Source organism: Bradyrhizobium sp. CCGUVB14 (genome assembly GCF_024199935.1).
Classification (GTDB): Bacteria; Pseudomonadota; Alphaproteobacteria; order Rhizobiales; family Xanthobacteraceae; genus Bradyrhizobium.
Window position 1 is genome coordinate 6,375,691 of record NZ_JANADS010000001.1, and the last position, 23,990, is coordinate 6,399,680.

26 protein-coding genes and 1 tRNA gene are annotated in these 23,990 nt (G+C 64.0%); 12 read left to right on the forward strand and 15 right to left on the reverse strand.

Translation table 11 applies throughout. From position 1 onward, the window contains the following. Nucleotide 1: 1 nt before the first annotated feature. The 3 genes from NLM32_RS29940 (at nucleotide 2) to NLM32_RS29950 (ending at nucleotide 2,360) form a co-directional block, all read left to right on the forward strand. A complete protein-coding gene (locus NLM32_RS29940) occupies nucleotides 2–880 on the forward strand; it encodes an ABC transporter permease (RefSeq protein ID WP_254132355.1) in 879 nt (292 codons plus the stop codon). A gap of 5 nt (nucleotides 881–885) precedes the next feature. Then, on the forward strand, nucleotides 886–1,617 hold the full coding sequence (locus tag NLM32_RS29945) for an aspartate/glutamate racemase family protein (protein ID WP_254132356.1): 732 nt from the start codon (nucleotides 886–888) through the stop codon (nucleotides 1,615–1,617). Between the two features lie 248 nt (nucleotides 1,618–1,865). Beyond that, entirely contained in the window at nucleotides 1,866–2,360 is a 495-nt protein-coding gene (locus tag NLM32_RS29950; protein ID WP_254132357.1) for a hypothetical protein, read from the forward strand. A 218-nt stretch (nucleotides 2,361–2,578) separates the two neighbouring features. Here the strand turns inward: NLM32_RS29950 and NLM32_RS29955 are convergent, their stop codons facing one another. After that, nucleotides 2,579–2,929 (reverse strand): hypothetical protein, encoded by a 351-nt coding sequence (locus tag NLM32_RS29955; RefSeq protein ID WP_254132358.1) that lies wholly within the window; start codon nucleotides 2,927–2,929, stop codon nucleotides 2,579–2,581. Between the two features lie 195 nt (nucleotides 2,930–3,124). On the opposite strand from NLM32_RS29955, the gene NLM32_RS29960 reads away from it, so the two are divergent. Beyond that, nucleotides 3,125–3,355 (forward strand): hypothetical protein, encoded by a 231-nt coding sequence (locus NLM32_RS29960; RefSeq protein ID WP_254132359.1) that lies wholly within the window; start codon nucleotides 3,125–3,127, stop codon nucleotides 3,353–3,355. A gap of 6 nt (nucleotides 3,356–3,361) precedes the next feature. On the opposite strand, the gene NLM32_RS29965 is transcribed toward NLM32_RS29960, so the two are convergent. Together NLM32_RS29965 and NLM32_RS29970 are read right to left on the reverse strand one after the other, a co-directional pair. Continuing rightward, entirely contained in the window at nucleotides 3,362–3,892 is a 531-nt protein-coding gene (locus NLM32_RS29965) for a gamma carbonic anhydrase family protein (protein WP_254132360.1), read from the reverse strand. Nucleotides 3,893–3,979: 87 nt separating this feature from the next. Beyond that, nucleotides 3,980–4,309 (reverse strand): DUF6949 family protein, encoded by a 330-nt coding sequence (locus tag NLM32_RS29970; RefSeq protein WP_254132361.1) that lies wholly within the window; start codon nucleotides 4,307–4,309, stop codon nucleotides 3,980–3,982. Nucleotides 4,310–4,533: 224 nt separating this feature from the next. On the opposite strand from NLM32_RS29970, the gene NLM32_RS29975 reads away from it, so the two are divergent. Then, entirely contained in the window at nucleotides 4,534–5,247 is a 714-nt protein-coding gene (locus NLM32_RS29975; protein ID WP_254132362.1) for a hypothetical protein, read from the forward strand. 163 nt (nucleotides 5,248–5,410) lie between these two features. Here NLM32_RS29975 and NLM32_RS29980 read toward each other — a convergent pair whose 3' ends face one another. From NLM32_RS29980 to NLM32_RS30005, 6 genes are all read right to left on the reverse strand, one after another. Beyond that, nucleotides 5,411–6,574: an aminotransferase class V-fold PLP-dependent enzyme gene (locus NLM32_RS29980; protein ID WP_256568305.1), complete on the reverse strand. Its 1,164-nt coding sequence runs from the start codon at nucleotides 6,572–6,574 to the stop codon at nucleotides 5,411–5,413. Nucleotides 6,575–6,591: 17 nt separating this feature from the next. Continuing rightward, nucleotides 6,592–7,890 (reverse strand): serine hydroxymethyltransferase, encoded by a 1,299-nt coding sequence (gene glyA, locus NLM32_RS29985; RefSeq protein WP_254132363.1) that lies wholly within the window; start codon nucleotides 7,888–7,890, stop codon nucleotides 6,592–6,594. A gap of 64 nt (nucleotides 7,891–7,954) precedes the next feature. Next, nucleotides 7,955–8,749 (reverse strand): amino acid ABC transporter ATP-binding protein, encoded by a 795-nt coding sequence (locus NLM32_RS29990; RefSeq protein WP_256568306.1) that lies wholly within the window; start codon nucleotides 8,747–8,749, stop codon nucleotides 7,955–7,957. Next, complete coding sequence (locus NLM32_RS29995; RefSeq protein WP_254132364.1) at nucleotides 8,746–9,879, reverse strand: amino acid ABC transporter permease; 1,134 nt, start codon at nucleotides 9,877–9,879, stop codon at nucleotides 8,746–8,748. The genes NLM32_RS29990 and NLM32_RS29995 overlap by 4 nt, the downstream gene beginning before the upstream one ends. After that, nucleotides 9,876–11,069, reverse strand: coding sequence for an ABC transporter permease subunit (locus tag NLM32_RS30000; protein WP_254132365.1), 1,194 nt, complete (start codon nucleotides 11,067–11,069; stop codon nucleotides 9,876–9,878). Before NLM32_RS30000 ends, NLM32_RS29995 begins: the two co-directional genes overlap by 4 nt. A 53-nt stretch (nucleotides 11,070–11,122) precedes the next feature. Then, nucleotides 11,123–12,151 carry a transporter substrate-binding domain-containing protein gene (locus NLM32_RS30005; RefSeq protein WP_254132366.1) on the reverse strand — a complete coding sequence of 343 codons (1,029 nt, stop codon included), beginning with the start codon at nucleotides 12,149–12,151 and terminating at the stop codon, nucleotides 11,123–11,125. Between the two features lie 193 nt (nucleotides 12,152–12,344). Between NLM32_RS30005 and NLM32_RS30010 the strand changes: the two genes are divergently transcribed. From NLM32_RS30010 to NLM32_RS30020, 3 genes are read left to right on the forward strand one after another with little or no spacing between them, the layout of a single operon-like run. Beyond that, complete coding sequence (locus NLM32_RS30010; RefSeq protein ID WP_254132367.1) at nucleotides 12,345–13,253, forward strand: LysR family transcriptional regulator; 909 nt, start codon at nucleotides 12,345–12,347, stop codon at nucleotides 13,251–13,253. A 5-nt stretch (nucleotides 13,254–13,258) separates the two neighbouring features. Further along, nucleotides 13,259–13,654: a PaaI family thioesterase gene (locus tag NLM32_RS30015; RefSeq protein ID WP_254132368.1), complete on the forward strand. Its 396-nt coding sequence runs from the start codon at nucleotides 13,259–13,261 to the stop codon at nucleotides 13,652–13,654. A 15-nt stretch (nucleotides 13,655–13,669) separates the two neighbouring features. Further along, complete coding sequence (locus NLM32_RS30020) at nucleotides 13,670–14,542, forward strand: PhzF family phenazine biosynthesis protein (protein WP_254132369.1); 873 nt, start codon at nucleotides 13,670–13,672, stop codon at nucleotides 14,540–14,542. A 126-nt stretch (nucleotides 14,543–14,668) separates the two neighbouring features. Here NLM32_RS30020 and NLM32_RS30025 read toward each other — a convergent pair whose 3' ends face one another. Together NLM32_RS30025 and cysE are read right to left on the reverse strand one after the other, a co-directional pair. After that, nucleotides 14,669–14,887, reverse strand: a complete 219-nt coding sequence (locus NLM32_RS30025) for a DUF3126 family protein (protein ID WP_007602550.1) — start codon at nucleotides 14,885–14,887, stop codon at nucleotides 14,669–14,671. A 123-nt stretch (nucleotides 14,888–15,010) separates the two neighbouring features. Continuing rightward, nucleotides 15,011–15,835 carry a serine O-acetyltransferase gene (gene cysE / locus NLM32_RS30030; RefSeq protein WP_254132370.1) on the reverse strand — a complete coding sequence of 275 codons (825 nt, stop codon included), beginning with the start codon at nucleotides 15,833–15,835 and terminating at the stop codon, nucleotides 15,011–15,013. Nucleotides 15,836–16,111: 276 nt separating this feature from the next. Between cysE and NLM32_RS30035 the strand changes: the two genes are divergently transcribed. Continuing rightward, on the forward strand, nucleotides 16,112–17,491 hold the full coding sequence (locus NLM32_RS30035) for a hypothetical protein (protein WP_254132371.1): 1,380 nt from the start codon (nucleotides 16,112–16,114) through the stop codon (nucleotides 17,489–17,491). Here NLM32_RS30035 and NLM32_RS30040 read toward each other — a convergent pair. Next, a complete protein-coding gene (locus NLM32_RS30040; RefSeq protein ID WP_254132372.1) occupies nucleotides 17,477–18,232 on the reverse strand; it encodes an alpha/beta fold hydrolase in 756 nt (251 codons plus the stop codon). The two genes, NLM32_RS30035 and NLM32_RS30040, sit on opposite strands and share 15 nt — an antisense overlap. 34 nt (nucleotides 18,233–18,266) lie before the next feature. Further along, nucleotides 18,267–19,403 carry a hypothetical protein gene (locus tag NLM32_RS30045; protein ID WP_254132373.1) on the reverse strand — a complete coding sequence of 379 codons (1,137 nt, stop codon included), beginning with the start codon at nucleotides 19,401–19,403 and terminating at the stop codon, nucleotides 18,267–18,269. Nucleotides 19,404–19,723: 320 nt separating this feature from the next. Here NLM32_RS30045 and NLM32_RS30050 point away from each other — a divergent pair, with 320 nt between their 5' ends. Next, entirely contained in the window at nucleotides 19,724–19,969 is a 246-nt protein-coding gene (locus tag NLM32_RS30050) for a zinc-finger domain-containing protein (protein ID WP_007602543.1), read from the forward strand. Between the two features lie 19 nt (nucleotides 19,970–19,988). Further along, nucleotides 19,989–21,191 (forward strand): FAD-dependent monooxygenase, encoded by a 1,203-nt coding sequence (locus NLM32_RS30055; RefSeq protein WP_254132374.1) that lies wholly within the window; start codon nucleotides 19,989–19,991, stop codon nucleotides 21,189–21,191. A 100-nt stretch (nucleotides 21,192–21,291) separates the two neighbouring features. On the opposite strand, the gene NLM32_RS30060 is transcribed toward NLM32_RS30055, so the two are convergent. Then, nucleotides 21,292–21,702 (reverse strand): twin-arginine translocation pathway signal, encoded by a 411-nt coding sequence (locus NLM32_RS30060; protein WP_254132375.1) that lies wholly within the window; start codon nucleotides 21,700–21,702, stop codon nucleotides 21,292–21,294. A gap of 172 nt (nucleotides 21,703–21,874) precedes the next feature. Here NLM32_RS30060 and NLM32_RS30065 point away from each other — a divergent pair. Continuing rightward, nucleotides 21,875–21,963, forward strand: a tRNA-Leu gene (locus NLM32_RS30065). A gap of 333 nt (nucleotides 21,964–22,296) precedes the next feature. On the opposite strand, the gene NLM32_RS30070 is transcribed toward NLM32_RS30065, so the two are convergent. Further along, nucleotides 22,297–23,877 carry a patatin-like phospholipase family protein gene (locus tag NLM32_RS30070; protein ID WP_254132376.1) on the reverse strand — a complete coding sequence of 527 codons (1,581 nt, stop codon included), beginning with the start codon at nucleotides 23,875–23,877 and terminating at the stop codon, nucleotides 22,297–22,299. Nucleotides 23,878–23,990 lie beyond the last annotated feature (113 nt).

Genomic DNA, 23,990 nt, shown 5'->3' on the forward strand with positions numbered 1-23,990 from the left:
GATGAAGGAAGGACGCCCGCGCTCGTTCTACGTACTCGCGATCTTCTTCGCGGCCTATGTGCTGTTTCTCTACGGGCCGATGATCGCGATCTACGTGCTGTCGTTCCAGGGACCGCAAGGCGGCCTCACCTTCCCGATGAACGGCGTATCGACCTACTGGCTGACAAAGCTGTTCCAGGGCACCGGCATCGTCGATCTCGGCGCGGCCTTCCGCCGCTCGCTGCTGCTCGGCGTCATCGTGATGGCCGTCACCGTCGTGCTGTCGGTCGCCGCCGGCATGGCCTTCCGCAGGAAATTCAAGGCGCAAAGCATCCTGTTTTACTCGGCGATCGCGAGCCTCATCGTGCCCTCGATCATCACCTCGCTCGGGATCTCGCTCGAATTCCGCATCGTCGACGATTTGATCAAGGCGCATTGGAACGAGAATTTCGAGACCTCGATGGGCCTGCTCACCTCCGGGCTCGGCGCGCATCTGACCTGGACGCTGCCGTTCGGCCTGCTCATCATGTTTGCGATCTTCAACCGGTTCGACCCGCGCCTCGAAGAGGCCGCGCGCGATCTGGGTGCGACGCCGTGGCAGGCGTTCCGCCATGTCGTGTTGCCGATCATCCTGCCCTCGGTGATCGGCATCGGCCTGTTCGGCTTCACGCTGTCCTGGGACGAACTGGCGCGCTCCAGCCAAGCGATCGGCGCGGTGAATACGTTGCCGCTCGACCTCCAGGGCCTGACCACGACCGTGACGAACCCGGACATCTATGCGCTCGGCACCATCATCTCCGCGGTCTCCTTCGCGGTGATCACGCTTGCGCTCGGTACCATCCACATGCTCAACAAGCGGCAGGCGGCCAAGGGCTCGGACGCCGGCAAAGGACTTGTCTGATCGCGATGCGGCTGCACGTCGTCAATCCCAACACCACCGCCACGATGACGGCGAAGATCGCCGCGGCTGCGCGCGCGATCGCGCTGTCCGACACCGTGATCGATGCTCGCCAGCCCGCGATGGGGCCGGTCTCGATCGAGGGATTTTACGACGAGGCCTTCGCCGTCCCCGGCATGCTCGGCTGCATCCGTGAAGCCGACCGCGACGGCGCGGACGCGCATATCATCGCCTGCTTTGACGACACCGGCCTCGACGCGGCACGTGCGGCGGCCAAAGCGCCTGTGATCGGCATTGGCGAGGCCGGCTTCCATGTCGCGAGCGTGGTCGCGGCGCGCTTTGCGGTGGTGACGACGCTCGGTGTCTCCATCGTGCCGATCGAGCATAATTTGCGGAAGTACGGCCTCGCCGAGCGCTGCGCCCGCGTGCGCGCCGCCGAGGTCCCCGTGCTCGCGCTCGAGGACCGCAACGCGGACGCCCTCGGTAAAATCTCCGCGGAAATCGCCGCCGCGATCCGCGACGACCGCGCCGAGGCCATCGTGCTGGGGTGCGCCGGCATGGCCGATCTTGCCGCCGAGCTCTCGGCCACCCACGGCCTGCCGGTGGTCGACGGCGTCGCGGCCGCGGTGACGCTGGCCGAGGGACTGGTGCGGCTTGGGCTGACGACCTCCCGACTAGGCCCCTACGCGGCGCCGCGTTCGAAGACCTATTCAGGTCCGTTCGCGCCGTTTCAGCCGTGAGCTTCCTGTACCCTGATACTCTCGCTCATCCCGAATTCGGCCCGGACGGCGACTTCTTTTAGGCCTGCCGGCCGCGCCCGCCGGGGCCGCGGCCTTGGGCGAATTGCGCTTTTTCCGCCTGCGGCCACCTTTTCGTCCCATTTGTTGCTGAACTGTAACGCTTTCGGGACGCCCCGGCCGCCTTGTTCTGCGTTCTTGTGCTGCCGCTCTTCGCCACGCACCAAGTTTCAATTTGGGTTTTGTCAGCGATGATCGATCTCGCAGAGGACACACCGTCCAATCCGTTTCTCCGTCTCGGTGGCCAGCCGATCGCGCTGACGGCCGCAGCGCTGGTGCTGCTGATCGCCGGCGTCACCTCGATCGCGGTCTGGCGCGCCTATACCGGCGTTGCGCCCGAGACCGACCGGGTGGTCGCGTCGCGGCAGCTTCAGGCGCGCACGGCGCAGGCCTCCGAGCAGCTCGTCGAGAAGACCAGGGGACTGGAGGCGACCCAACAGGAATCGATCGACCAGCTTCAGGTCGTGCAGGACCAGCTTTTGACCATGAAGAAGCTGCTCGCCTCGCAGCAGGCCGACACCAAGCGCCTGTCGGACCAGGTCGCCAGCTTGAACGAATCGATCGACGGTCTGCGGCAATCCTTTGCCAGCGTGCGCTCCACCGAGGCGGATACGCCCTCGGTTACCCGGAAGAAACCAGTGCGTCACCGCGTCCATGCCAGCGCCCGCAAACGCTCACGCGGCTGATTCGATCCCGGGCCGCCGCCTTTTATTTTCGCTACTTGTGAACTGGATCACATTCATCCGTATGATTCCGCGCGATGCTCGCCCATACCGGATGGCGTGAGCCGATTTTAATATCCGGGGCTGGCAAGGTCGTTGACGGTATACTGCGTCAACGGCCTTGTTTTTTACTGCCGCGGTATTCTGATGCCTCGGCTAGGCACCCACACTCCTCGCAGCCCCTATTCGCAGACCTGCGCGCGACGAATCCGCCAGCCCGACTGCGTCATGACGCGCTTCCGCACGAGATAGCACTGCGCGCCATAGCCGCTATCGTCGTAACCAGCGCCGTAATAATAGGGATCGCCGTAGTACGGGTAGCCGTAGCCATAGGCACCGTAATAGCCGGCGCCTGCAATGCCGGCGCCGATGGCGACACCCGGCCAGAAGCCGCCGCCGTGCCAGCCATGGCCCCAGCCACCGCCGCCCCAATGGCCGCCTCCGCCAAAGCCGCCTCTCGCTTGCGCCGCCTGGGGCGCTGCGAGTCCGACCGCCGCGATGGCCAGTGCGGCCATGATCGTCTTGCGCAACATCAACTCATCCTCCGCGTGGAAACGCTCCACATTCCAAAGAGAGGCCAAGCTAATGTCACCCGATCATTGATGATAGGCAGGGTGGCTCACTTCCGCGCGAGCGTCAGCAGCCGCGGCAGATGCTCTTCATCCTCTTGTCGAGCAGCTGGTTTCTCGGCGTTCACATCGGCTTGAAACAGGGAGGCAGAAACGATCATGCGCAAACTGATCGCATTCGACGAGGATACGTTCGACAAGCTGAAGCAATTGGGGCGCGACAGGATGGCGACGTTTCAGGAGCTAGCCGACGAAGCCTTCGCCGACCTCCTGAAGAAGCACGGCATCCCGATCGACCTCAGGGACGCACTGCGCAAGAGCGCGAAACTCGACGCCGCGGCGGACAAGACAACGGCGCGCTCCCGAACCCGAAAGGCAAAAGCACGATGACGGCTGCTAGCCGATCCGCTTCAGGCCCTTCTTGAAGCGCGGACCGTTGGCGACGTAGAAGCGCGCGGCGCTCCCCATCTTCTGCACCTGGGCGTCGTCGAGCGTGCGGATCACGCGCGCGGGCGAGCCGATGATCAGCGAGCGTTCGGGAAACTCCTTGCCCTCGGTGATAACGGAGCCGGCGCCGACGATGCTGTTGCGGCCGATCTTCGCGCCATTCATCACGATCGAGCCCATGCCGATCAGCGCGCCCTCTTCGATGGTGCAGCCGTGCAGGATGACGTTGTGGCCGACGGTGCAGTTCTTGCCGACCACCATGGGAAAGCCGAGGTCGGTGTGGCAGGTCGAGCCGTCCTGGATGTTGGCGCCCTCGCCGATCTCGATCCACTCATTGTCGCCGCGCAGCACCGCGCCGAACCAGACGCTCGCGCCCGGCTTCAGGCGCACGCGGCCGATCACGGTCGCAGTCTCCGCGATGAAGTAATTTCCGTCGGAGGGAAGATCGGGCGCCTGCCCGTCGAGCTCGTAAATCGCCATGGAGGTCTCCTGTCGCGTCAACCCCAGCCATAGCGAAACGACGACGAACAGGCAAAGGGCTGCCGCGGCGGGCAGCCCTGCGAAACCTCAGCCCAGCACGCCGGTGGCGCGCAGCGTCATCAGGAAGAAGGTGCCGCTCATCATGCTCCAGAAGCCGGCGATGACGGTCGCCATCATCACGAATTCGAAGCGGCGGCTTTCCAGCCGCATGCCGCGCAGCGTGTTGCGCATGATGATGAAGGGTGCTGCGAACACCAGGAACGGCACCGCCGCAAAGGTCTTCGGTGCCACGCCTTCCTGCAGCAGCCCGAAGCCCGCGGGCCGCTGCGACATCGCCTGGTATCCATTTGCGAGCGCGCCCGCGAGCGCGAAGCCGATGCAGATCGAGAAGAGGGTGTTGAAAGCTTCAGGTGTCATCGGAACAGTCCGCCCATACGCAACGCCGGTACCTTCCTGTGACAAATAGTGCCGGTTAACGCTACATTATCCTTAAGCGAAGGTTAACGCTGCCGCCCGGCCCGCGCAGAGCCCTCCTCCGGTCCCGGCCGCCCGGAACCTTCCGCGATATCGCCGCCGCGTGGCATATTCGCCGGTGATTCGTCGGCCACCGGCCGACACCCCGGGTCCATGTGCGCGACGTCATGACGGTGTTTTCGGCAACCTCCCCTCGCTCCTCCAGGACCAGCGCAAAGGCGCGGACGCATCTCGTCCCGTTTGCGCTCACCGGCATCTTCGCGGCGAGCGCGGTCGCGCTGGTTGCCTACCTCTTGTGGCCGACCTGGAGCACGGGCGGTGCGGAGGCGCCGGACAAGCTGCCGGTCAGCGTCGGCGGAACGCTGTTCAACCTGCCGATCTCCGCGATCCGGATGAAGATCCAGCGGCACTCCGGACCGCAGGAGCGCATCGACCTCGATTTCCTCTATCCCTCGCTGGAAGCGCCCAACGGGCCGCGGCACGTGACGGCCGAGACTGTCGACACGGCGATGCAGCCGATCGACCGCATCTTCCTGTCGATATCGGCGCATCACGATGCGCTGTCGCCCGAGCAGCGCACCGCGACGATCTATCCGCGCTATTTCGATCAGGCCGCGGCGACGCCGGACAACGGGCTGACGATGCGGACGTTCCGCAGCGATACGCCCTATGGCAGCGAGGATCTCTATTCCGCGACGAGCCCTGCGCTCACCGCGCGCTGCACGCGCGATGGGGCCACGCCCGGCATGTGCCTGTCCGAGCGCCGCGTCGGCGGCGCCGACCTCACCTTCCGCTTTCCGCGCAGCTGGCTCTCGCAATGGCGCGACGTCGCGGACGGAATGGAGAAGCTGACGACGCAGTTGCGCGGACCGCACAGCTGAGCGCGGAGCCTCCGCGACAAAAAGTCGAAAACAACCCCATGCACAGTAGCCGACGGTCGGGCCACTGTTCGTCTTTACCGAATTTACGCTTGACGCGTCGGGCAAAACAGGGGCAAGATGAGATCATCGCATGATCCCACCAGCCGCCTGCCTCGCCTGCTGTTCACGCAGCCGCACCCGCGCGGGCCGGCAGGTTGCCGCTCTCGGCGAGCACCTGTGCGAACCGGTCGACATCCCCGGCCGTGTTGAACAGGCCGAAGGAAATGCGGATGCCGTCGCGCTCGGGGGATACGCGCACCTGCCGGCTGGCCAGATAGTCGGCCCACGAATCCGCCGGCAGATCCAGCACGTAGATGTGCGGCGAGCGATCGGCGCGCGCGCGCGGCCCGACGAGGCGGACACCGAGATCATCCATGCGCTCGATCAGGCGATCACCGAGATCGTAAAGATGCGCTTCGATGGCGGATTGACCGACGCTCTCGATCAGCGTCAGCGAAGCATCGAGCGCGTGGATATCGGGCAAATTCAGGTTGCCGATCTCGAACCGCCCGGCGTCCGCCTTAAGCTGCATGTTGTCGGCGCGCGCGATGTAGTCGCCCGGCGGATGCGCGAGGCTGGACATGGCGAGATAGGCCGGCTGCAATTCGTCGAGACCCTGCCGGCAATAGAGGATGCCGAGGCCCTGCGGCACCAGCAGTCCCTTGTGGCAGCCCGAACCGATCAGGCTCGCGCCGCTCGCCTTCGCATCCAGCGGAATGACTCCGGTCGACTGCATCGCGTCGATGACGAAATAGAGCTTCTTCTGCGCGCAGAGCGCTCCGATGCCGTCGATGTCGAAACGATGTCCCGCATGAAAGGTGACGTGCGAGAGCGAGATCGCGCGCGTGCGGGCATCGATATGAGGCGCGAACATCTCGGCGCGCGCCGTCTCGCCCGTCATCGGCACGAAACGCACCTCCACGCCCTTCCGCCGCAGATTGAGGAAAGCGTAGGCGTTGTTGGGATGGTCGCCTTCGACGAGAAGCACGTTGTCTCCCGCCGTCAGCGGCAACGCGTTCGCCGCAATATTCATTCCCTCGGAGGTGTTCTTGGTGAAAGCGATCTCGGCCGGCGCGGCGTTCAGCAGTTTTGCCACCCGGGCGCGGACCTGCTCGATCCGGTCAAGCCAGACAGGCTTGGGGCCGGCCGTCTCGAGCCCTTCCCGATAGAAACCGATCAGGGCTTCGCGAACGCTGGTGGCAAGCGGCGTCTGATGGGCGGAATCGAGATAGAGCAAGCGCTCGGTCACGGGGAACTGGCGGCGGATTGCGGCAACATCGTAGTGCATGATGATTGGCCCTGGCATCAATCGACAAAGGACGGAACGGGGTGGGCCGCAGCGAGCTCCTTCAGCCAGCGAAGCCGCGCCGAATTGACGGGAGCCTTCGGGCCGGCGCGCAGGATCTCCGCAACCTCGCGACCGAGCCTGGTTGCCTCGGCCGTGTCGAAGCCGCGGATCGTCAGCGCGATGCTGCCAAACCGGAAGGCGGTCCGTGGTTCGCCCGCCTGCCCCGGTGCACGCATGGCGTTGCCGACGATCCCGTGGGCGCCGAGCCCCGCGACCAGCTCCGGCTGCGTCCAGCTCTCGCCGGTGTAGGCCATGATCATGTGGGAGTCCGTGCCGCCGGTGTAGAGCTCGATCCCGCCCTCTTCCAGGCCCGCGCCGAAGGCCTTTGCATTCGCGACGACGTCACGCATCAGCTGCGCGAAAGCGGGTCGGGTAATCATCTCCATCTGCACCGCCCGCGCCGCGATCATGTTCGAGGCCGCCGGGCCCTGCAGACCGGGATAGACGGCGGCGTCGATGGCGGCGCCGAAACGCTGCCTGGCGAAGACGAAGGCGCCGTTGCGCGGTCCGCAGAGCGTCTTCTGCGTCGAGGTGGTGGACACGTCGGAGAAGGGAACGGGATTGGCATGAAGGCCGGCCGCGATCAGCCCCGCGACATGGGCGATGTCGGTGAAGAACAGCGCGCCGACCTCGTCGGCAATGGTCTTCAGTCCGGCAAAGTCGATCTCACGCGGATACGAGGATGGACCGGCGAGCAGGACGTGCGGCTTCACCTTGCGCGCGAGGTCGCGGGCCTGATCCAGGTCGATCGCGCCGGTGCGGGTGACGCCGAACGAAACCACCTCGCGGTTCGCGCCAGTGATATGACGCATGGCGCCGTGGCTGACATGGCCGCCGGCGAGCTCGTCGAAAGTCAGCAACCGCGCGCCTTCGGCGGGCAGGATCGCGCGCAGCACCGCGACGTTGGCGATGGTCGAAGACAGCGCCTGCACGTTGACATATTCGGCGCCGAAGATCGCCTTGGCTCGATCGATGGCGAGGTTCTCGATCGCGTCGAGCTCTTCGCAATTGGCGACGCTGCGGCGGCCCGGCAGTCCCATCGGCGCACGGTTGACGAGATGCGTCCCCTCGATCTGGCGCAGTCCGAGCGGCGCATAGGACGCCGAAGCGATCATGTTGAGGGACGACGTCTCCCGCTTCCGATCCTGATCGATCAGCGCGACGACGTCGGCGCCGATCTGATGGGCATTGGCGCCGAAGAGATCGGGCCAGTTGGCGTCAGTTGAATGGGCCTGAACGGCCGTCGGAAGTGACATGTGTCGTCCTCTTTGCAGGTGATCGGAATGCGCTTGGTTCGCGCGTGCGTGGGCGCCAGCTTCGTCAGTGACGGAGCACGCGCGAGAGAAAGGTTCTGGTACGTTCATGGGTCGGCCGGTCGAAGATCTCCGCCGGCGTGCCGACCTCCAGAATGCGTCCGTGATCGATGTAGACGACGCGGTCGGCGACTTCGCGGGCAAAACCCATCTCATGGGTCACGATCATCATGGTCATGCCCTCGCGCGCGAGCTCGCGCATGACGTCAAGAACTTCACCGACCATCTCGGGGTCGAGCGCCGAGGTCGGCTCGTCGAACAGCATGATGTGCGGCTCCATTGCGAGCGACCTCGCAATGGCAACGCGCTGCTGCTGACCACCGGACAACTGGGCCGGAAGCTTGTGGGCGTGATCGCGCAAGCCCACCCGCTCGAGCAGACGCAATGCGTTCGCCCTCGCCTCATCCGGCTTGCGGCCGCGAACGCGGATCGGCGCGATCGCGACGTTGTCGATCGCGCTCATATGCGGAAACAGATTGAACTGCTGGAACACCATGCCGACGCCCTTGCGGATCCGGGCCAGCTCCTTCTCGCCGCCGATCGCACGATCGGCCTCCGTCGGCATGCTGAAGCCGTCCACGGTCAGCCGCCCGCTCTGGTACATCTCCAGACCGTTGACACAGCGGATCAGGGTCGACTTTCCCGACCCGCTGGCGCCGATGATGACGACGACCTCGCCGCGCCCGACGTCGAGATCGACGTCTTTCAGGACCTGAAACGCGCCAAAGGACTTGTTGAGATGGCCAATGCTGACGATGGCATCGCGCGACTGCACGGCCGCCGGACTCTGGATGGCGTTCATCGTGATCCCCTTGCGAGATGGGCTTCGAGGCGGCGCGACGCGTAGGTGATGGCACCACCGATGGCGAGATAGACGGCAAACAGGAAGACGTAGATCTCGTAGGTCCGGCCGCTGTTCTGCGGATCGGCCAGGATCATCTGCCCGGCGCGCAGGAAATCGGTCAGGCCGATGATGAAGACCAGCGTCGCGCCGTTGAAGATGTCGAGGATCTGTCCGACCAGCGAGGGAACGACAACGCGCAGCGCCTGCGGCAGGACGATGTCGACATTGAGAGTCCAGCTGCTCATCGCGAGCGACTTTGCCGCTTCGATCTGGCCCTTCGGCACTGCCTGAAGTCCGCTGCGGACATATTCGGCGACATAGGCCGCAAAGAACAGCGCAAAGCCCGCCATGCCGCGCAGCAGCCCCGGGACCGACGTATCCGGCGCCAGCAGCGGCACGATGATCCAGATCCAGTAGACGACGAGGATCAACGGCACCGACCGCATCGTCTCGATATAGGCGGTCGAGATCACGCGCAGGCTGGTGATGCGGCTCTGCCGGCCGAGCGCGAGCAGGATTCCGAAGGGCAACGTCAGGATCGAGACCGCGATCGTCAGGACGACGCTGAGCAGCAGACCGCCCCAGACCTCGAAGCCCGGCGGCGAGAGCACGACGAAGATTGCGACGACGCCCGCGAGCAGTCCGGACAGCACGATGCGCTGGTCCACAGTCCAACGGTGGGCGCCGATCCATGCCGCGATGCCGAGCGCGGCGCTGGCGGCCGTGAGCATGCCGGAATGCACGTCGATTGCGGTTGCTACCGCTGCCGAGATCAGGATCGCGAGCACAGCGACTGCCGTCAGCGCCGATCGACCCGGGCGGAGTGAAAGGCCGAGCCCCGCACCGAACATCACGCAGAGCGTCGCGACGGAGAACCATGCCCGCCACAACTGGTCGGCGGGATAGATGCCGGTCATCAGCACCTTGAAGCTGCCGCCAACGACTTGCCAATGCGCCTGGACCAGCACCCAGTAGCCAAAGGCATAGACCGCCCAGGCCAGCAGCGGGATCACGACGAGCGACAGCGCGGCGTCGAACGGTTTTGCGAAGAGATTGCGGTGGACCCACCGCAGCGCGAGCGTGGTCATCGCGTCCTCCGTCCGTTGACACGCGCGTTGAGGCCATTCACGCAGGCGCTGATGATCCAGCTCAGCGCCAGATAGGTCAGCATCACGATCACGACGCCTTCGAGATTTCTCCCGGTCTGGTTCGAGACGGTGCCATAGACGTTGAACAGGTCGGGGAAGCCGATGGCGATCCCGAGCGAGGTATCCTTGGTCAGGCTGATGTAGCGGTTGGCCAGCGACGGCAGGACGATCCGGAAGACCTGGGGAAGGATGATGTCGCGCAGCGTGTGGGAACGCGACAATCCGAGCGAGGCAGAGGCCTCCCATTGCCCCTTCGGCAAGGACTCGATCGCGCCGCGGACGATCTCGGCGACATAGGCGGAGCTGTTGACGACGATCGCGATGAGCAGCGCCGTCATTTCCGGTGAAATGGCAAAGCCTCCTCGCGCGCCGAACCGGGTCGCGACAGGCAGGTCAAGGCCAAGAGGAAAACCGATGACGGCGGCTGCGATCAGGGCCGAGATCGCCGCTGCCAAGAAGATCAACCGGAGTCGCTGCCCGCGCAGAATTACGCAAGCGGCAACCAAGGCGAAGGCCGCAGCGAGCAATCCCCAGGACGCGGCTCCTGCGCGCTCGGACATCGCAAGGCCGGGCAAGAACACACCCGAACGACTGGCAAGCAGGCCGCCGAACCAGTTCGACGCGGCACTGGCGGGAGGAAACCGCAGGACCACCGCAAAATACCAGAACACGATCTGGATCAGCAGCGGCGTGTTGCGGATGGCTTCGACCAGTCCAAAGCAAAGGTTACGCACCAGCCAGTTGGTCGAGAGCCGGCCGATGCCGACCAGCGTACCGAACATGGTGCAGAGGACGATCGCCGAGAGGGCGACCTTGAGCGAATTCCAGAGGCCCGCGAACAGCGCCTGCAGATTGGTGTTGGAAGGAGAGAAAGGCTCCAGAATTGGCCACCCACCCGCGAACGAAGGCACGACGCCTTCACTGAGGGAGAAGTTCGCGACATTGCCGAGGTAGCCGAACGAGAACTGGATGCCCTTGCGGGCGAGCGCCTCACGGACCGCGAGGCCGAGCCAGATGACGAGCCCCGCCACCGCAATGACGATCGCCGCCTGCACGAGCCATTTGAACGCGATCAGCAGCCCGCGACGCGCCGGCGGGAGGCTGTGATATTCGGCGATCTCTGTGCTCATGATGCCCTCCCCGGATCGAGGCGAGCCCGTTGGCTCGCCCGCGACCATGTGGCTCAGTTCCACGGAGGCGAATATTCGGCACCGCCCTTGGTCCACATCGCGTTGGGCGTGCCGGCACGGTCGATGAAGTACGGCGTCTTGGGGCCGAGGTTGCGGTCGTAGATCTCGCCGTAATTGCCGACCGACTTGATCATGCTGGCGACGAAATCATCGGCGACGCCGAAGTCCTTGCCAAAACCGTCCTTCACGCCGAGGAATTTCTGGACGAAAGCGGTCTCGTCCTTCTGCCTGTCGGCGAGATTAGCCGACGTGATGTCCCATTCCTCCGCCTGGAACAGCGCGAAGGTCGCCCAGCGCAGCACGTTGCGCCATTTGGAATCGTTGGCGATGACGAAACCCGCGAACGGCGACTTGTTGAGAGTCTCGGGCAGGATGGTGAAGTCGTCCGGCTTGGGCGAGTTGCCACGCCAGGCCGCAAGCGCGGATTTATCCGTCGACATCGCGTTGCAGCGGTCGCTTTGCAGCGCGCCAAACAGCTTCTCGAGATTCTCGAAGGTGAGAACTTTTGTGGTCTTGAAACCGCGCACGCGGACGAAGGCAGCGAGCGTGGCTTCGGTGCCGGAGCCCTGCGTCGTGCAGATCGTCGCGCCGTCCAGCTCGGCCACGGATTTCACGCCGGATGCCGACTTCACCATCATGCCGGTGCCGTCGTAGAAATTGATCGGCAGGAAATCGATGCCGACCGCGGATTCGCGCACCGGCTTGACCGTCGTGTGCGCAAAGACGACATCGGCCTGTCCGGTCTGAAGAGCGTTGAAGCGGCTCTTGTCGGTGACGATGACGAAGTTGACCTTGCTGGCATCGCCGAGAACGGCCGCGGCCATGGCGCGGCAGAAATCGGCATCCAACCCCTCGATCTTGCCGGTCTTGGTGTTGAGGTAGCCGAAGCCGGGAGCGGTGTTGTCGGTGCCGCAGTTGAGGATGCCGCGCTGCTTGACGTTGTCGAGGACGGAGGCGGATGCACCGCTTGCCCACAGCGATGCTGCGGCGAGCGCAGCGACCAGGAATTTGGAACGAGCCATCTGAAACCCCTCTTTGCCTGTTGTCGTCCAACGCGTGTCAGCCGGGCTTGGGATGTGCTCCTCTTGTGACGACCCGAACTGCTCTGGGAGTAAGGCTACAGCCGCAAAACAATTCTGGTCTACTTAATTAATTTCGCGATATACATTAGAGAATATGCATGATTGTGTTCTGGGCATTTGCTGGAGCTAAAGGATGGATTTCGCCCGACTCCGCACGCTTCGTGAGCTTTCGCTGCGAAAAACAATGGCAGCGGTGGCCGAGGCTCTGCTGATCTCTCCGTCAGCGGTTTCGCAGCAAATCGCGCAGCTCGAGGACGAGACCGGCGTCGAACTGGTCGAACGCAGGGGCCGCGGTGTACGGCTGACGCCGGCGGGACAGCGACTGGCAGACCATGCCGGGCGGGTCATCGGCGTCCTGGAGGAAGCAAAGACCGACCTTGCGGAGCTGAAGAAGACCGTCGCGGGAGAATTGCGCGTCTCGGCTTTTCCCTCGGTCGCCGCATCGCTCATTCCGCCGACGATCCGGGCGATGTCGGCGCGCTTCCCTGATCTGGTGACGATATTCGAGGAGCTCGAACCCGACGACAGCCTGGCCGCGTTGCGCGCCTGGCAGACGGATGTCGCGATCGTCGACGACCTGACGACGTCGGCAAGCCTCTCGGAGACGCAGGTCGAGATGCTGCATCTCCTCGACGATCACCTCCACGTCCTGCTGCCGCGCGACCATCCGCTGGCCGAGCGTCCTCACCTCACCCTGCCCGAGCTGGCGGCGGAACGATGGGTCCTCGACACGACCTCGGCCACCTATTCGGACGTGATCGTCGGCGCCTGCCGCAGCGCCGGCTTCGATCCCATCGTCAATGCGCGCTGCCACAGTTTCGAAGTGGTCAGGGCGATGGTCGAGGCAGGCTGCTCGGTGTCGATCAATCCCGGCTTGCGCGGGCGCGACCATATCGGCACGTTGCGGCTGAAGGAGATCAAGCCGATCATCACGCGGCGGATCTTCGTGGCGTTTCGCACCGGTGAAAGACGCAATCCGGCGATCGCCGAATTCGTCAGCGCGCTTCGGGTGGTGGCTGAGTCGATGAAGGCGCAGCGGTGATCGCTATGAGTGATGCAGCAGCAAACCTGCCACCGGGCGCCCGGCTCCTGGGACGCGAATGGATTGGCTTTGACGAGAGCGGAGACGCCGTGATCCGCTTCCAGGCTCAACCCGCCTTCACCAACAGACACGGGACCGTCCAGGGCGGATTTCTCGCGGCGATGCTGGACTCCGCGACCGGAATTTGCGCGCTCGCAAAACTCTCGCCCGACCTGACGGTGGTCACCAAAAGCCTCGACACGCGCTTCCTGAAACCTGCGGCGGTGGGAGCCATCACGGCACGGGCGCGCGTGATCGAGCAGACGGAGCGCGACATTGTGGTGCAAGCCGAGCTCGTCGATGCGGAAGGCATCACGGTCGCCGACGCAACGGCGCGGCTACGCATTCTTGCAAAGAAATAGATTATGGAGACAGATATGCGCCGCGCCTTCAAAGTCGTCGATGCGTTTTCGGCAAAGCCGCTCCTGGGCAATCCCGTCGCAGTCGTCCTCGATGGTTCGGGACTGACCGACAACGACATGCAGGCCATCGCCGGTTGGACGAACCTTTCCGAAACGACGTTCGTTCTGCCGCCGACCAAGCCCAGCGCGGACTATCGTCTGCGCATTTTCAATCCGGCCGCGGAAATGCCGTTCGCCGGCCATCCGACATTGGGGAGCGCCCACGCCGTCCTGGAAGCCGGCGTCGCGCGGCCGAGGCATGGCAAGCTCGTTCAGGAGTGCGGTGTCGGGTTGGTGGACGTTGCGGTGAATGGCGAGGGTCCCGATCGGATTTTGACCCTCACGCTTCCGCCGGCGACGGTGACCTCACTGACAGACGATGAGATTGACGAGGTTGAAGCGATCCTGCGGCACCCGATCTTGCGCGATGCCAGGCCCGCAATCATCAATGTCGGGGCCGTCTGGATCATCGCGCAGCTGGCAAGCGTCGGCGCCGTGCTCGGCCTGCAGCCCGATCTGGTCCGCTCGGCCGCGTTCGAAAGGCGCAAGGGTGCAACCGGCATCACGGTGTTCGCGACGCAATCCGAAGGCAGTCATGACATCGAGGTCAGGACCTTTGCCCCGTCCTGCGGCGTCAATGAAGACCCGGTCTGCGGAAGCGGCAACGGCAGCGTTGCCGTGTTCCGGTCAACGCGGGGCCTGCTGCCTGCCGGCGGGACGCGCTACAAATCCGAGCAAGGCAGGCGTGTCGGGCGCGATGGCAAGATCAGCGTTGCGGTCGACGCAGACGGTCGCGTTCACGTCGGCGGAGCCTGCGTTACGACCGTCGACGGCCTGATCGCGTCATAGCGCGGGTCCGCCTTCGACCGATCTCGCGCACGGCCCGTACGGTCATTGCGAGCGAAGCAAAACAATCCGGTTCCCTTCGCGGAGACAGCCTGGATTGCTTCGCTTCGCTCGCAATGACGAAAGTGACTATTCCTGATCGACCAGATCGTCCTCGAGGATCGCCATCTGGAACTGGAACGAGCGATCATCGTCCTCGTCGTCGACGAAGAGCACGCCGATGAACTCCTCGCCGATATAGACCTCGGCGCTGTCATCCTTCTTCGGCCGCGGCACGACGCGGATCTTGGGATTGCCGAATACGCGTTTCAGATACGCATCGAGCTTTCTGACTTCTTTGACGTCCACGGCAAGTCTCCGATCAAAATTGGTCGGCGGGTTTTAGGACGAGACGCGGCGAACCGCCAGCAGGAATTGCCAAAGAATTTGGGGACGAAAAGGGCCGGAGAATCCGGCCCTTAACGCGCGAGTCTAGAGCCCCATCGCGTTGATCATCTGGTCCATGGTGCGCGACGGCTCGGCGCAGCCGGCCTCGCCCACGATCTTGGCGGGCACGCCCGCGACGGTGACGTTGTGCGGCACCGGCTTGACCACGACCGAGCCGGCCGCGATGCGCGCGCAATGGCCGATCTCGATGTTGCCGAGGATCTTGGCACCGGCGCCGATCAGCACGCCGTGGCGAATCTTGGGATGACGATCCTCGTTCTCCTTGCCAGTGCCGCCGAGCGTGACGCCGTGCAGGATCGAGACGTCGTCCTCGATCACAGCCGTCTCACCGCAGACAAAGCCGGTGGCGTGGTCGAGGAAGATGCCGCGGCCGATGCGCGCGGCGGGATTGATGTCGGTCTGGAACACCGCGGACGCGCGGCTCTGGAGATAATACGCAAAATCCTTGCGGCCCTTCAGATAGAGCCAGTGCGCGAGGCGATGGGTCTGGATCGCATGGAAGCCCTTGAAGTAAAGCAAGGGATCGATGAAGCGCGAGGTCGCGGGATCGCGGTCGTAGACGGCGACGAGATCGGCGCGGAAGGCGTTGCCCAAATCAGGATCGTCGCGCAGCGCCTCGTCGAAGGTCTGGCGCACCAGATCGCCCGACAGCGCGGCGTGATCGAGCCGGTCGGCGACGCGGTGGACCACCGAATCCTCGAGGCGGCTGTGATGCAGCACCGTCGAATAGATGAAGGTCGCAAGCTCGGGCTCGCGATGGACGATGTCCTCCGCCTCGCCGCGGATCCGGTCCCAGATCGGATCGAGCGTTGCGAGCTTTCCTCCCGGATTGACCTGATGCACTGCCATGGGATCTGCTCTTTCGAATTGGCTCGTTTGGCTGGGTCTATACCACAGTCTAGACGACAAAGTCCTGACCGGCTTGCCTGAGAGTGAACAGCGCCTTGCCCCGCGAAAGCATACCAACGCGTTGAAACACAAGAGTTTCCCGGAACGCCCCCAAGCGGCAAGGTCGGCTTGAAATGGTCAGAGTTGCGCCAAATTCAAGCCGGGCGGCGTCAAACTATTGGTGAATTTCGTCTCAACCGTTATTGCGGGCATGGTCCGGACGAGGACGGAGCGGATTTGAGCATCACCACCGACAGTTTGCGCAGGCGCGCCACGGATAGCTTTTGGCTGCGGCTGGCGGCGGTGGCACTGCCCCTTCTCCTGATCGCGCCGGCGTTCTGGAACGGCTATCCGCTGTTACAATGGGATACCGGCGGCTATCTGGCGCGCTGGTACGAGGGCTATCTCGTCCCCAGCCGCTCCACCGTGTTCGGCCTCTATCTGCATTACGGCGAGAATTTCGGCTTCTGGATCAACCTCGCGATCCAGTCGCTGGCGACGCTGTGGCTGTTGCAGCTGACGCTGCGCGTGCTGGGCTTGATGCAGACGTTCCGCTTCGTTGCGATCAGCCTGCTGCTGATCCTGTCGACGGCCCTGCCCTGGCTCGCCAGCATGCTGCTCACCGACATCTTTGCGGGACTGTCGATCCTGTCGCTGTTCCTGCTGATCGTCGGCGCAGGCCGGACGTCGACGCTCGAAAAGATCTCGCTGTTCGTCTTTACCGCCTTTGCCGCCGCGACCCACAGCGCCACGCTCGGCGTGCTGCTCGGGCTGTGCGCCGCCGGCTGGATGGTGCGGCCGTTCCTCGGGCCTCGCCTCCCGATGGCCGGACTGGCGCAGGCGAGCCTGACGATTGTCGTCGGCGGCTTGATGCTGGTGTCGGCGAACCATGCGCTATCCGGCAAATGGGCCTGGACGCCCGGCGGCACCGGCGTCGCCTTCGGCCGCATGATGCAGGACGGCATCGTCGCGCAATATCTGAACGACCACTGCCCGCGCGAAAACTTCAAGCTCTGTCCCTATCGCAACGAGCTGCCGGCGACCGCCGATGAGTTCCTGTGGGGCCACAGCATGTTCAACACGCTCGGCCGCTTCGAGGGCATGAACGACGAGATGGGCACCATCGTCGTGCAATCGCTCGCGGCCTATCCGGCCTGGCAGGCCGAGGCGGCCTTGCGCGCGATGGGGCAGCAATTGCTGCATGTCGCGACCGGCGAAGGCACCAGCGGCTGGATTCCCCATACCTACGGCATCATCGAGCGCTACATCCCGACGCAGGTGGCGGCGATGCGCGAGGCGCGGCAGCAGCAATGGGGCCTCGATTTCAGTTACGTCAACTGGCTGCACGTGCCGGTCGCACTGGTCTCGATGCTGGGACTGCTCGCACTGCTCGGACGCGCGCTCGGCGATCGGAAGCTCGACGATCTGACGCTGCTGGCCGCGACGGTGACGCTGGCGCTGCTCGGCAACGCCTTCATCTGCGGCATCATCTCGGGGCCGCACGAGCGCTACGGCGCGCGCATGGTGTGGGTTGCGACCTTCGTGGTGCTGATGGCGCTGTTCCGCTCGATCGGCGACGACGACGAGCCGGCGGACGAGGCCTCAGCCGCGGCGTGACAGGAAGTCGAGCACGCCGGTCTTGTAGACCTTGTCGCCGACCGCGCGCATGTGATCGCGGCCCGGGATATCGAGCACTTCCGAGCCGGGGATGATCGCACCGAGCGCGCTGGCCGAGCCCGCAACATCATCAAGACTACCGACCGCGATCAGCACGGGCACGTCGATGCGCGCCGCCTCCTCTTTTGTCATGAGATCGCGCGTGCCGCGCAGGCAGGCGGCGAGCGCGCGGCGGTCGGATCGGGTCTGGTCCGCAAACGCTCGAAAGGTGCGGCCGACGGGATCGGTGACGTCGTCGAGCGAGGGCGCTTCCAGCGCCTTGGCGACGTTCTCGCCGGGCCCGGTGCCCTCGATCAGGCCGCCGATGCCGATGCCGCCGAGGATCGCCGAGCGCAGGCGCTGGGGCTCGTTGAGCCCAAGCCAGGCCGTCATCCGCCCGCCCATCGAATAGCCCATGATGTCGGCCTGCGGGATGGCGAGATGGTCCATCAGCGCGAGCACGTCGCCGGCCATGGTCGGAATCGAGTACTGCGCGGACTCGTAGAGTTTCGCGCTGTCGCCATGGCCGCGATTGTCCAGCGCAATGACGCGGCGGCCGTTCTTGCGCAGCTCAGAGACCCAGGTCGGGTAGACCCAGTTCACGTTCTTGCTCGAGGCAAAGCCGTGCACCAGGATGATCGGATCGCCCTCGCCTTCGTCGAGATAGGCAATTTCAACAGCGCCGTTGTGAAAGCTCGGCATCAGCAGTTCCGCAGATTTGAGGGAAAGGGTGATCTTAGGCCGTGACGGCCGCACTGGCCAGAGCGGCCTCGGCGGCGGCCTGCGCCCGGCGCAGCCGCCGGGCCCGCCTGCGATCGCACCAGGCTTGCGTCAGGCGCTCGGTGGTGGCCTTGATCGAGGACAGCAGGCCGAACAGCGTCAGTGCCGCGCCGAACAGCCACAGCGTGAGATCGAACGCGCCGCCGACGAGCAGCAGCGCGCCGCGGCCGAGCAGCTTCATGATCGCGCGTGTCTTGCCGCCCTGCGCTTCCGCAAGCCGCGCCGCGCGCGCGACGTCTTTCGGGCCCTCCGCGATGCGCAGCGTGTCCATGGCGCCGCGCGTGCCGGTCTTCTCGGCCACGCGCGTGACGTCCTTGCCGAGCCGGACCAGCGCCCCGGCCTTCTCGACGCGGAACGCGGCCTTGATCGCGCTCACCGTCTCGCCCGGACGCAGCACCGAGCCGGAGGCAACTGCGTTCTGCAGCATCGGCGTGTCGACGACGTCGCGCGCGGAACGGCCGGCCCATTCGGCGAGCCCTTCGCCGAGCCGTCCGACCTTGCGGGCATCCTTCACCAGCGTCAGCCCGGCCCGCACCGGCGCGGCACCTCCGGCCGACACATAGGTCACGGCCGTCACCGCGAGGCCCGCGGTCGCAAGGCCGAGCACGAGACGATCGGTGTCCTCGCCCATGGCGAGATGCTTGCTCTCGCGGACGACGTCCCTGACATCGCCGATCACGAAGAGATCGCCGGCCACGGTCCCGGACAGGCTCGCGACATCGTCGGCATTGCCGGTGACGAGCCCCGTGGCAAAACGCTTGGCAAAATGCGAGGTCGAATTTTCGGTTTTGACGGCATCGCCGACCCGGCTCAGGAGATCATCGGGCAGCGCGATGTTGCGGTCACGCGCGAGCGCGACAAAACTGTCGGCGAGATCGGCATCGCCCGCGCCAAGCGCCGCCTCGATATTGTCCTGGACCAGGCGGTCGTTGTTCGCGAGAGCCGCATCGAGCTTGAGCTCGGACAGGGCGGCGGGATCGTCCTGGGCGGCGAGAATCGCGCCGGCCTCGCGGGCATGCGGTGCTACCTGCGCGAGCACAAGGCTGCATGCAGCGATCCCGGTCAACGCTGAGCTGATTCGCAGCCACTTCATGTTGAAAGCCTGGACGGTCCTAAGATCGGTTGCCTAAGATCGGTTGCGCCTGATCGTTCGTCTTTTGCCGCAATTGGACGCGTCCACAGACATAGTATGCCAAAATTGCGACACAACGTCCCCGACGAAAGAAGGGCTTCTCTCAGGCCGCAAGATTGTGTCGAATTTGCATGAGCAAATGAGCATGGGGCAATTGCGAACCTTTCGGTTCCGGCGGGCTAGCAATCAGCTGCACCCATCAGTATGGTCCGCGGCGTCGAAATTATGCCGCGTCACCGCTGATTGTGTCTGCCGCCATTGCCACTCCAGGATGAACTACGATGTCCGACCATGTCGTCCCGCACTTCCATAACGATGCCGGTGTCCCCGTCATCGAGATCGGCTCGCAAGAGTTCATGTGCGTCGGCGCCAACCCTCCGTTCGATCATCCGCACGTCTTCCTGGACCTCGGCAACGACAACGAGATCATCTGCCCGTACTGCTCGACGCTGTACCGCTTCGCGGCCGACCTGAAAGCGGGCGAAGCCCGTCCGCCGGAATGCGTCCTGAAGGACAAGGTCGCCTGACCGCTCACCTCGGTCAGGGGTGGCTCTCCCGCGAACGATCGTCATTGCCGGTGCCGGAATCGGAGGACTGACGGCTGCGCTTGCGCTCGCCGCCCGCGGCTTTCGCATCGTCGTGCTGGAAAAGGCCGAGCGGCTCGAAGAGGTCGGCGCCGGCCTGCAACTCTCCCCCAATGCCAGCCGGGTGCTGGTCGAGCTTGGTCTGACGGAACGGCTGAAGCTGCGCGCTGTCGTGCCCGAAGCGGTCTCGATCATGAGCGCGCGCGCCGGCGGTGAACTTTTGCGGATGCCGCTCGGCGAGGCCGCGGCCACACGCGCCGGCGCCCCCTATTGGGTGGTCCACCGCGCCGATCTGCAATCCGCGCTCGCAGGCGCCGTCGCGGATCATCCCGACATCGACTTGAAACTGGGCGCGACATTCGAGGATGTCGCACCCCATGCCAAGGGACTGACGGTGGTCCATCGCAGCGGAACCATCCGCCGCAGCGATCTCGCCAGCGCCCTGATCGGTGCCGACGGCATCTGGTCGACAGTCCGCCAGCATCTGTTTCCCGAGGTGCAGCCGCGCTTCTCCGGACTGATCGCCTGGCGCGGCACGCTGGATGCCACGCAGCTGCCCAAGGACTACACCGCGCGGCGGGTGCAGCTCTGGATGGGCGCGAACGCCCATCTCGTCGCCTACCCGATCGCCGGCGGCCGCCAGCTCAATGTGGTGGCGGTGCTGCCGGGCACCTGGAACAGGCCGGGCTGGAGCACGCCAGGCGATCCCTCCGAGGTGATGGACGCCTTCGCCGCACCACGCTGGCCGCCGATGGCGCGGATGATGCTCGCGGCGGTCGAGAGCTGGCGCAAATGGGCGCTGTTCGGCGTTCCGGACGGATGTCCCTGGAGCGAGGGTCCGGTCGCGTTGCTCGGCGACGCCGTGCACGCGATGCTGCCGTTCGCGGCCCAGGGCGCCGGCATGGCGATCGAGGATGCAGCCATGCTCGCCCGGCATCTGAGCATCGAAGCTGCCGAGAACGCAGGCAGCGTCGCGGCTGCGCTGAAGCAATATGGCCTGATGCGTCAGGCCCGTGTCAGGAAGGTGCAGCGGACCGCGCGGCAGCAGGGCCGGATCTATCATCTCGGCGGCCCCTTCGCGCTCGCGCGCGATCTCGCCATCCGCGCGCTCGGACCGGAGCGCATGCTGGCGCGGCAGGACTGGATCTACGGCTGGCGTCCCTAGAGCATGATCCGGAAAAGTGCGCAGCGGTTTTCCCTCGCGACAAACGCGGAACGCGTTTGCGCGGAGATCATGCTCAAAAAAACTAACGGACGCGGAAGCCTCAGCGTTTCGGCGCGGGCTTGATGTCCGGCCGTTGCGGCGCGGCCGCAACCGGTGGCGTATTGGGCGGCGTTTCCCGGCACTTGTTGCGCCGCCAGGCGTCGTCGGCCAACTGCGCCATGCCACGAACCGCGACATAATCGTTGCGATAGGCAAGCTCGGACACGACGGCGCCGCCGGCCCCGGTCTCCGCCTTGTTCATCAGCTTCTGCAAATCGGCGGTGCGGTCGGCGAGCGCCTTGCGCTCCCCTTCGAGCTGCTTGCAGTCGTACAATTCGTATCGGGCGGGATCGGCAAAGGCCGGAGCGATCGTCTCGCTCACGCCGGCGCAGCCGGACAGCGCGAAGCCCGCCGCGACCAGCGCGGCAACCGCGCAGCACGCGCGCAGGGAAGAGGAAAGCGAAGCAGGCATGGCCGGAAAAATAGTCCCCGTGAATTGAGAATGCCTAAAGCAGGGCCAGATGTCCGGATTGAGGCTTTGCCTTGTGCCGCCGGCTCGCTTAAGGAAGAACCGCCTGTCCGGCGCACCAGCGCCAATTCCAGACCGCTGGACAGGACTTAAGTGTTTGATCTCGTTGGATCAAGCGGGCATGGCGGAATTGGTAGACGCAAGGGACTTAAAATCCCTCGGTGCGCAAGCGCTGTGCCGGTTCGACCCCGGCTGCCCGCACCAACGTCGATTATCGTAGTTTCTCGAGAGGTTCGCGCCTAGCTATCTCCTCGGCTGCTTAGTCAGCCCTGCATTGAGCCTTCCATATAAACGTATTGGTCGGCTCCGGTGGAGCGCTAAGCATCCGTGCGTCGTGTGAAGTTTTGTGTACTGTCACCGTAAACGCGAAAAGCGAGTGGACGAGAGGGCGCGCTACACGTTGATCGTGTCAATCTCCACGCCCGATGAGAACGTCGATATTTACACTCCGGTCGCGATCCAAATCCGGAAGCCAACGGTAGTCCCTCAAGCGATCCCTGACTCTTGGACTCCTGCCGGCTAGTGGGCTAGCGCCGCTCAATGAACCACGTAATTGAGGAGCACCGCTCCCCTTTGCGTTTTGGCGATCCACAGATGACCGACATAAGTGGTGATCTGAACTGTTTGTGAAGGCGCAAGCACACCATAGGGAATTTGCTTACCACCGGTATCCACCCAATAGAGTTCGACGGGCTCGCCGGCGCGGTTGATGAACGTCCGAGACGCTGAGTCTGTGCTCAATCGCGAGGCTGTAATTTCATCAGGATTGTCAGTTCTTGGCACCCCAGAGATAAATACATCATTCACACTAGATGGAGCCGAAGCGACAGGTTTCGTGGCGTCTCGGAGAATGCTCTGTCGATAGAAGTTCAGCCCGAAATAAGTAACCAGCGGAGCGACCAGTACGAACTTGATCAAAACAACGACAAACGCCCAATCGCGAAAGTTGATGACAGTGATTCTGAGACGCTGCGCAGCCTTCAAGATCTTGGAATGCTTCTGCAACTGTTTACCGTCCCACTCTTCCCCGAGAAACGGGCTCGGCGGGACCCGTTTTAGGTTTCGATCAAATACTCCTTCTTCCTGAAGCGCTTGGTAGGCTACATCGTATCCGTGTCTACTGAGCAATGAGTTCACGTCGGAAAAGTCATCCAGGTCTGTCCTTACGAACGACATCAGTCGCTGAAGACCGAGGGGAAGCACTCCTTCCGTTTCCTCGGGCAACGTGGCGCTGATCGAGCACATCACTCTCGTCGGCTTACGAGCCGAGGATTGCGACAGCGTCAAATCAGTCACGCGCTTCATCAGAATGTTGGTCGAACGCACATTCCTTGGCAAAATCCACCAATTGTCGCGTTTGATATCCCAATTGAAGGATGCACCTGCGTCGCTGACCAATATACACTCAGCGTCTAGAGAGCCCTCCTCGCACAACCGGCCAGCGAGCTCACTTCCGAAGTTATCGAAAATTCCTCCGTCGATAAGATACTCAGGCTCTCTAGGGAGTTTACCTACATGGCCCACGCTGAGCATTTCGGTCGTGATGGCAACCGGTGGGAAAAGCGGGGGAAATGCCGACGATGCAGCCACGCCCCTTGCAAGAGAAATCGCGCTACCGTCAAGCGGCTCCTGATCCCGCTTGGGATCCCAAAGATGCAAGCCATGTCGGGAAAACGAGCAAAGCTCGCCTGTAGTCAAACTGGTTGTGAGCAGGTGGAGTTCTGGACGAGGCGCCTCGTCTGATCCATGCAAGTCGGCTAGCGCGGCATGGTTCAGAAACTTGGCGTACTCTCGCTCCAAATATCGCGTTAGTCCGAGGGAATAGAACAACAAATCTAAGGGCCAAGTCAGCAACCATCGTCGAACTGCGTTCCCTCGAATGTCCTGTCTTGCTAGCGAAATAAGCGCCTTCTCGGCTTTAGCAAACTGCTCATCTGTTCCGATGTAGTCTTCCCAATTGGCCACCAGATGTGCGGCGAGAATGCTCCCGCCAGACACTGAGAAAATATGCGAGACTTTTCCGAGCAGCCGCGCATCTCGCAGGAGGCGAACTACGCCGAAGTGAAAGAAGGTGGCCCGGAGCCCTCCACCGGAAAGACAAAGTGCGATATTTCTCATCTGAAATGTACGTCGCGTAACATGTAGGTCATACGGCGCATCAGCCGATCGACCCGAAGCCATTCAATGGTCCACTACCTTAGCGGGTGCTGGCTGTTGGTCAAGTGATGATC

What these genes read in the sequence shown, in the direction of transcription:
- NLM32_RS29965 (WP_254132360.1), bottom strand. Translation starts at nt 3,892, where the DNA reads ATGGCGATTTACGAGCTCGACGGGCAGGCGCCCGATCTTCCCTCCGAC.
- glyA (WP_254132363.1), bottom strand. Translation starts at nt 7,890, where the DNA reads ATGTCACTTCCGACGGCCGTTCAGGCCCATTCAACTGACGCCAACTGG.
- NLM32_RS30070 (WP_254132376.1), bottom strand. Translation starts at nt 23,877, where the DNA reads ATGAGAAATATCGCACTTTGTCTTTCCGGTGGAGGGCTCCGGGCCACC.
- NLM32_RS30000 (WP_254132365.1), bottom strand. Translation starts at nt 11,069, where the DNA reads ATGAGCACAGAGATCGCCGAATATCACAGCCTCCCGCCGGCGCGTCGC.
- NLM32_RS29950 (WP_254132357.1), top strand. Translation starts at nt 1,866, where the DNA reads ATGATCGATCTCGCAGAGGACACACCGTCCAATCCGTTTCTCCGTCTC.
- NLM32_RS30015 (WP_254132368.1), top strand. Translation starts at nt 13,259, where the DNA reads ATGAGTGATGCAGCAGCAAACCTGCCACCGGGCGCCCGGCTCCTGGGA.
- NLM32_RS29940 (WP_254132355.1), top strand. Translation starts at nt 2, where the DNA reads ATGAAGGAAGGACGCCCGCGCTCGTTCTACGTACTCGCGATCTTCTTC.
- NLM32_RS29955 (WP_254132358.1), bottom strand. Translation starts at nt 2,929, where the DNA reads ATGTTGCGCAAGACGATCATGGCCGCACTGGCCATCGCGGCGGTCGGA.
- NLM32_RS29970 (WP_254132361.1), bottom strand. Translation starts at nt 4,309, where the DNA reads ATGACACCTGAAGCTTTCAACACCCTCTTCTCGATCTGCATCGGCTTC.
- NLM32_RS30050 (WP_007602543.1), top strand. Translation starts at nt 19,724, where the DNA reads ATGTCCGACCATGTCGTCCCGCACTTCCATAACGATGCCGGTGTCCCC.
- NLM32_RS30040 (WP_254132372.1), bottom strand. Translation starts at nt 18,232, where the DNA reads ATGCCGAGCTTTCACAACGGCGCTGTTGAAATTGCCTATCTCGACGAA.
- NLM32_RS29975 (WP_254132362.1), top strand. Translation starts at nt 4,534, where the DNA reads ATGACGGTGTTTTCGGCAACCTCCCCTCGCTCCTCCAGGACCAGCGCA.
- NLM32_RS29960 (WP_254132359.1), top strand. Translation starts at nt 3,125, where the DNA reads ATGCGCAAACTGATCGCATTCGACGAGGATACGTTCGACAAGCTGAAG.
- cysE (WP_254132370.1), bottom strand. Translation starts at nt 15,835, where the DNA reads ATGGCAGTGCATCAGGTCAATCCGGGAGGAAAGCTCGCAACGCTCGAT.
- NLM32_RS29990 (WP_256568306.1), bottom strand. Translation starts at nt 8,749, where the DNA reads ATGAACGCCATCCAGAGTCCGGCGGCCGTGCAGTCGCGCGATGCCATC.
- NLM32_RS30060 (WP_254132375.1), bottom strand. Translation starts at nt 21,702, where the DNA reads ATGCCTGCTTCGCTTTCCTCTTCCCTGCGCGCGTGCTGCGCGGTTGCC.
- NLM32_RS29945 (WP_254132356.1), top strand. Translation starts at nt 886, where the DNA reads ATGCGGCTGCACGTCGTCAATCCCAACACCACCGCCACGATGACGGCG.
- NLM32_RS29980 (WP_256568305.1), bottom strand. Translation starts at nt 6,574, where the DNA reads ATGCACTACGATGTTGCCGCAATCCGCCGCCAGTTCCCCGTGACCGAG.
- NLM32_RS30010 (WP_254132367.1), top strand. Translation starts at nt 12,345, where the DNA reads ATGGATTTCGCCCGACTCCGCACGCTTCGTGAGCTTTCGCTGCGAAAA.
- NLM32_RS30020 (WP_254132369.1), top strand. Translation starts at nt 13,670, where the DNA reads ATGCGCCGCGCCTTCAAAGTCGTCGATGCGTTTTCGGCAAAGCCGCTC.
- NLM32_RS29995 (WP_254132364.1), bottom strand. Translation starts at nt 9,879, where the DNA reads ATGACCACGCTCGCGCTGCGGTGGGTCCACCGCAATCTCTTCGCAAAA.
- NLM32_RS30045 (WP_254132373.1), bottom strand. Translation starts at nt 19,403, where the DNA reads ATGAAGTGGCTGCGAATCAGCTCAGCGTTGACCGGGATCGCTGCATGC.
- NLM32_RS30005 (WP_254132366.1), bottom strand. Translation starts at nt 12,151, where the DNA reads ATGGCTCGTTCCAAATTCCTGGTCGCTGCGCTCGCCGCAGCATCGCTG.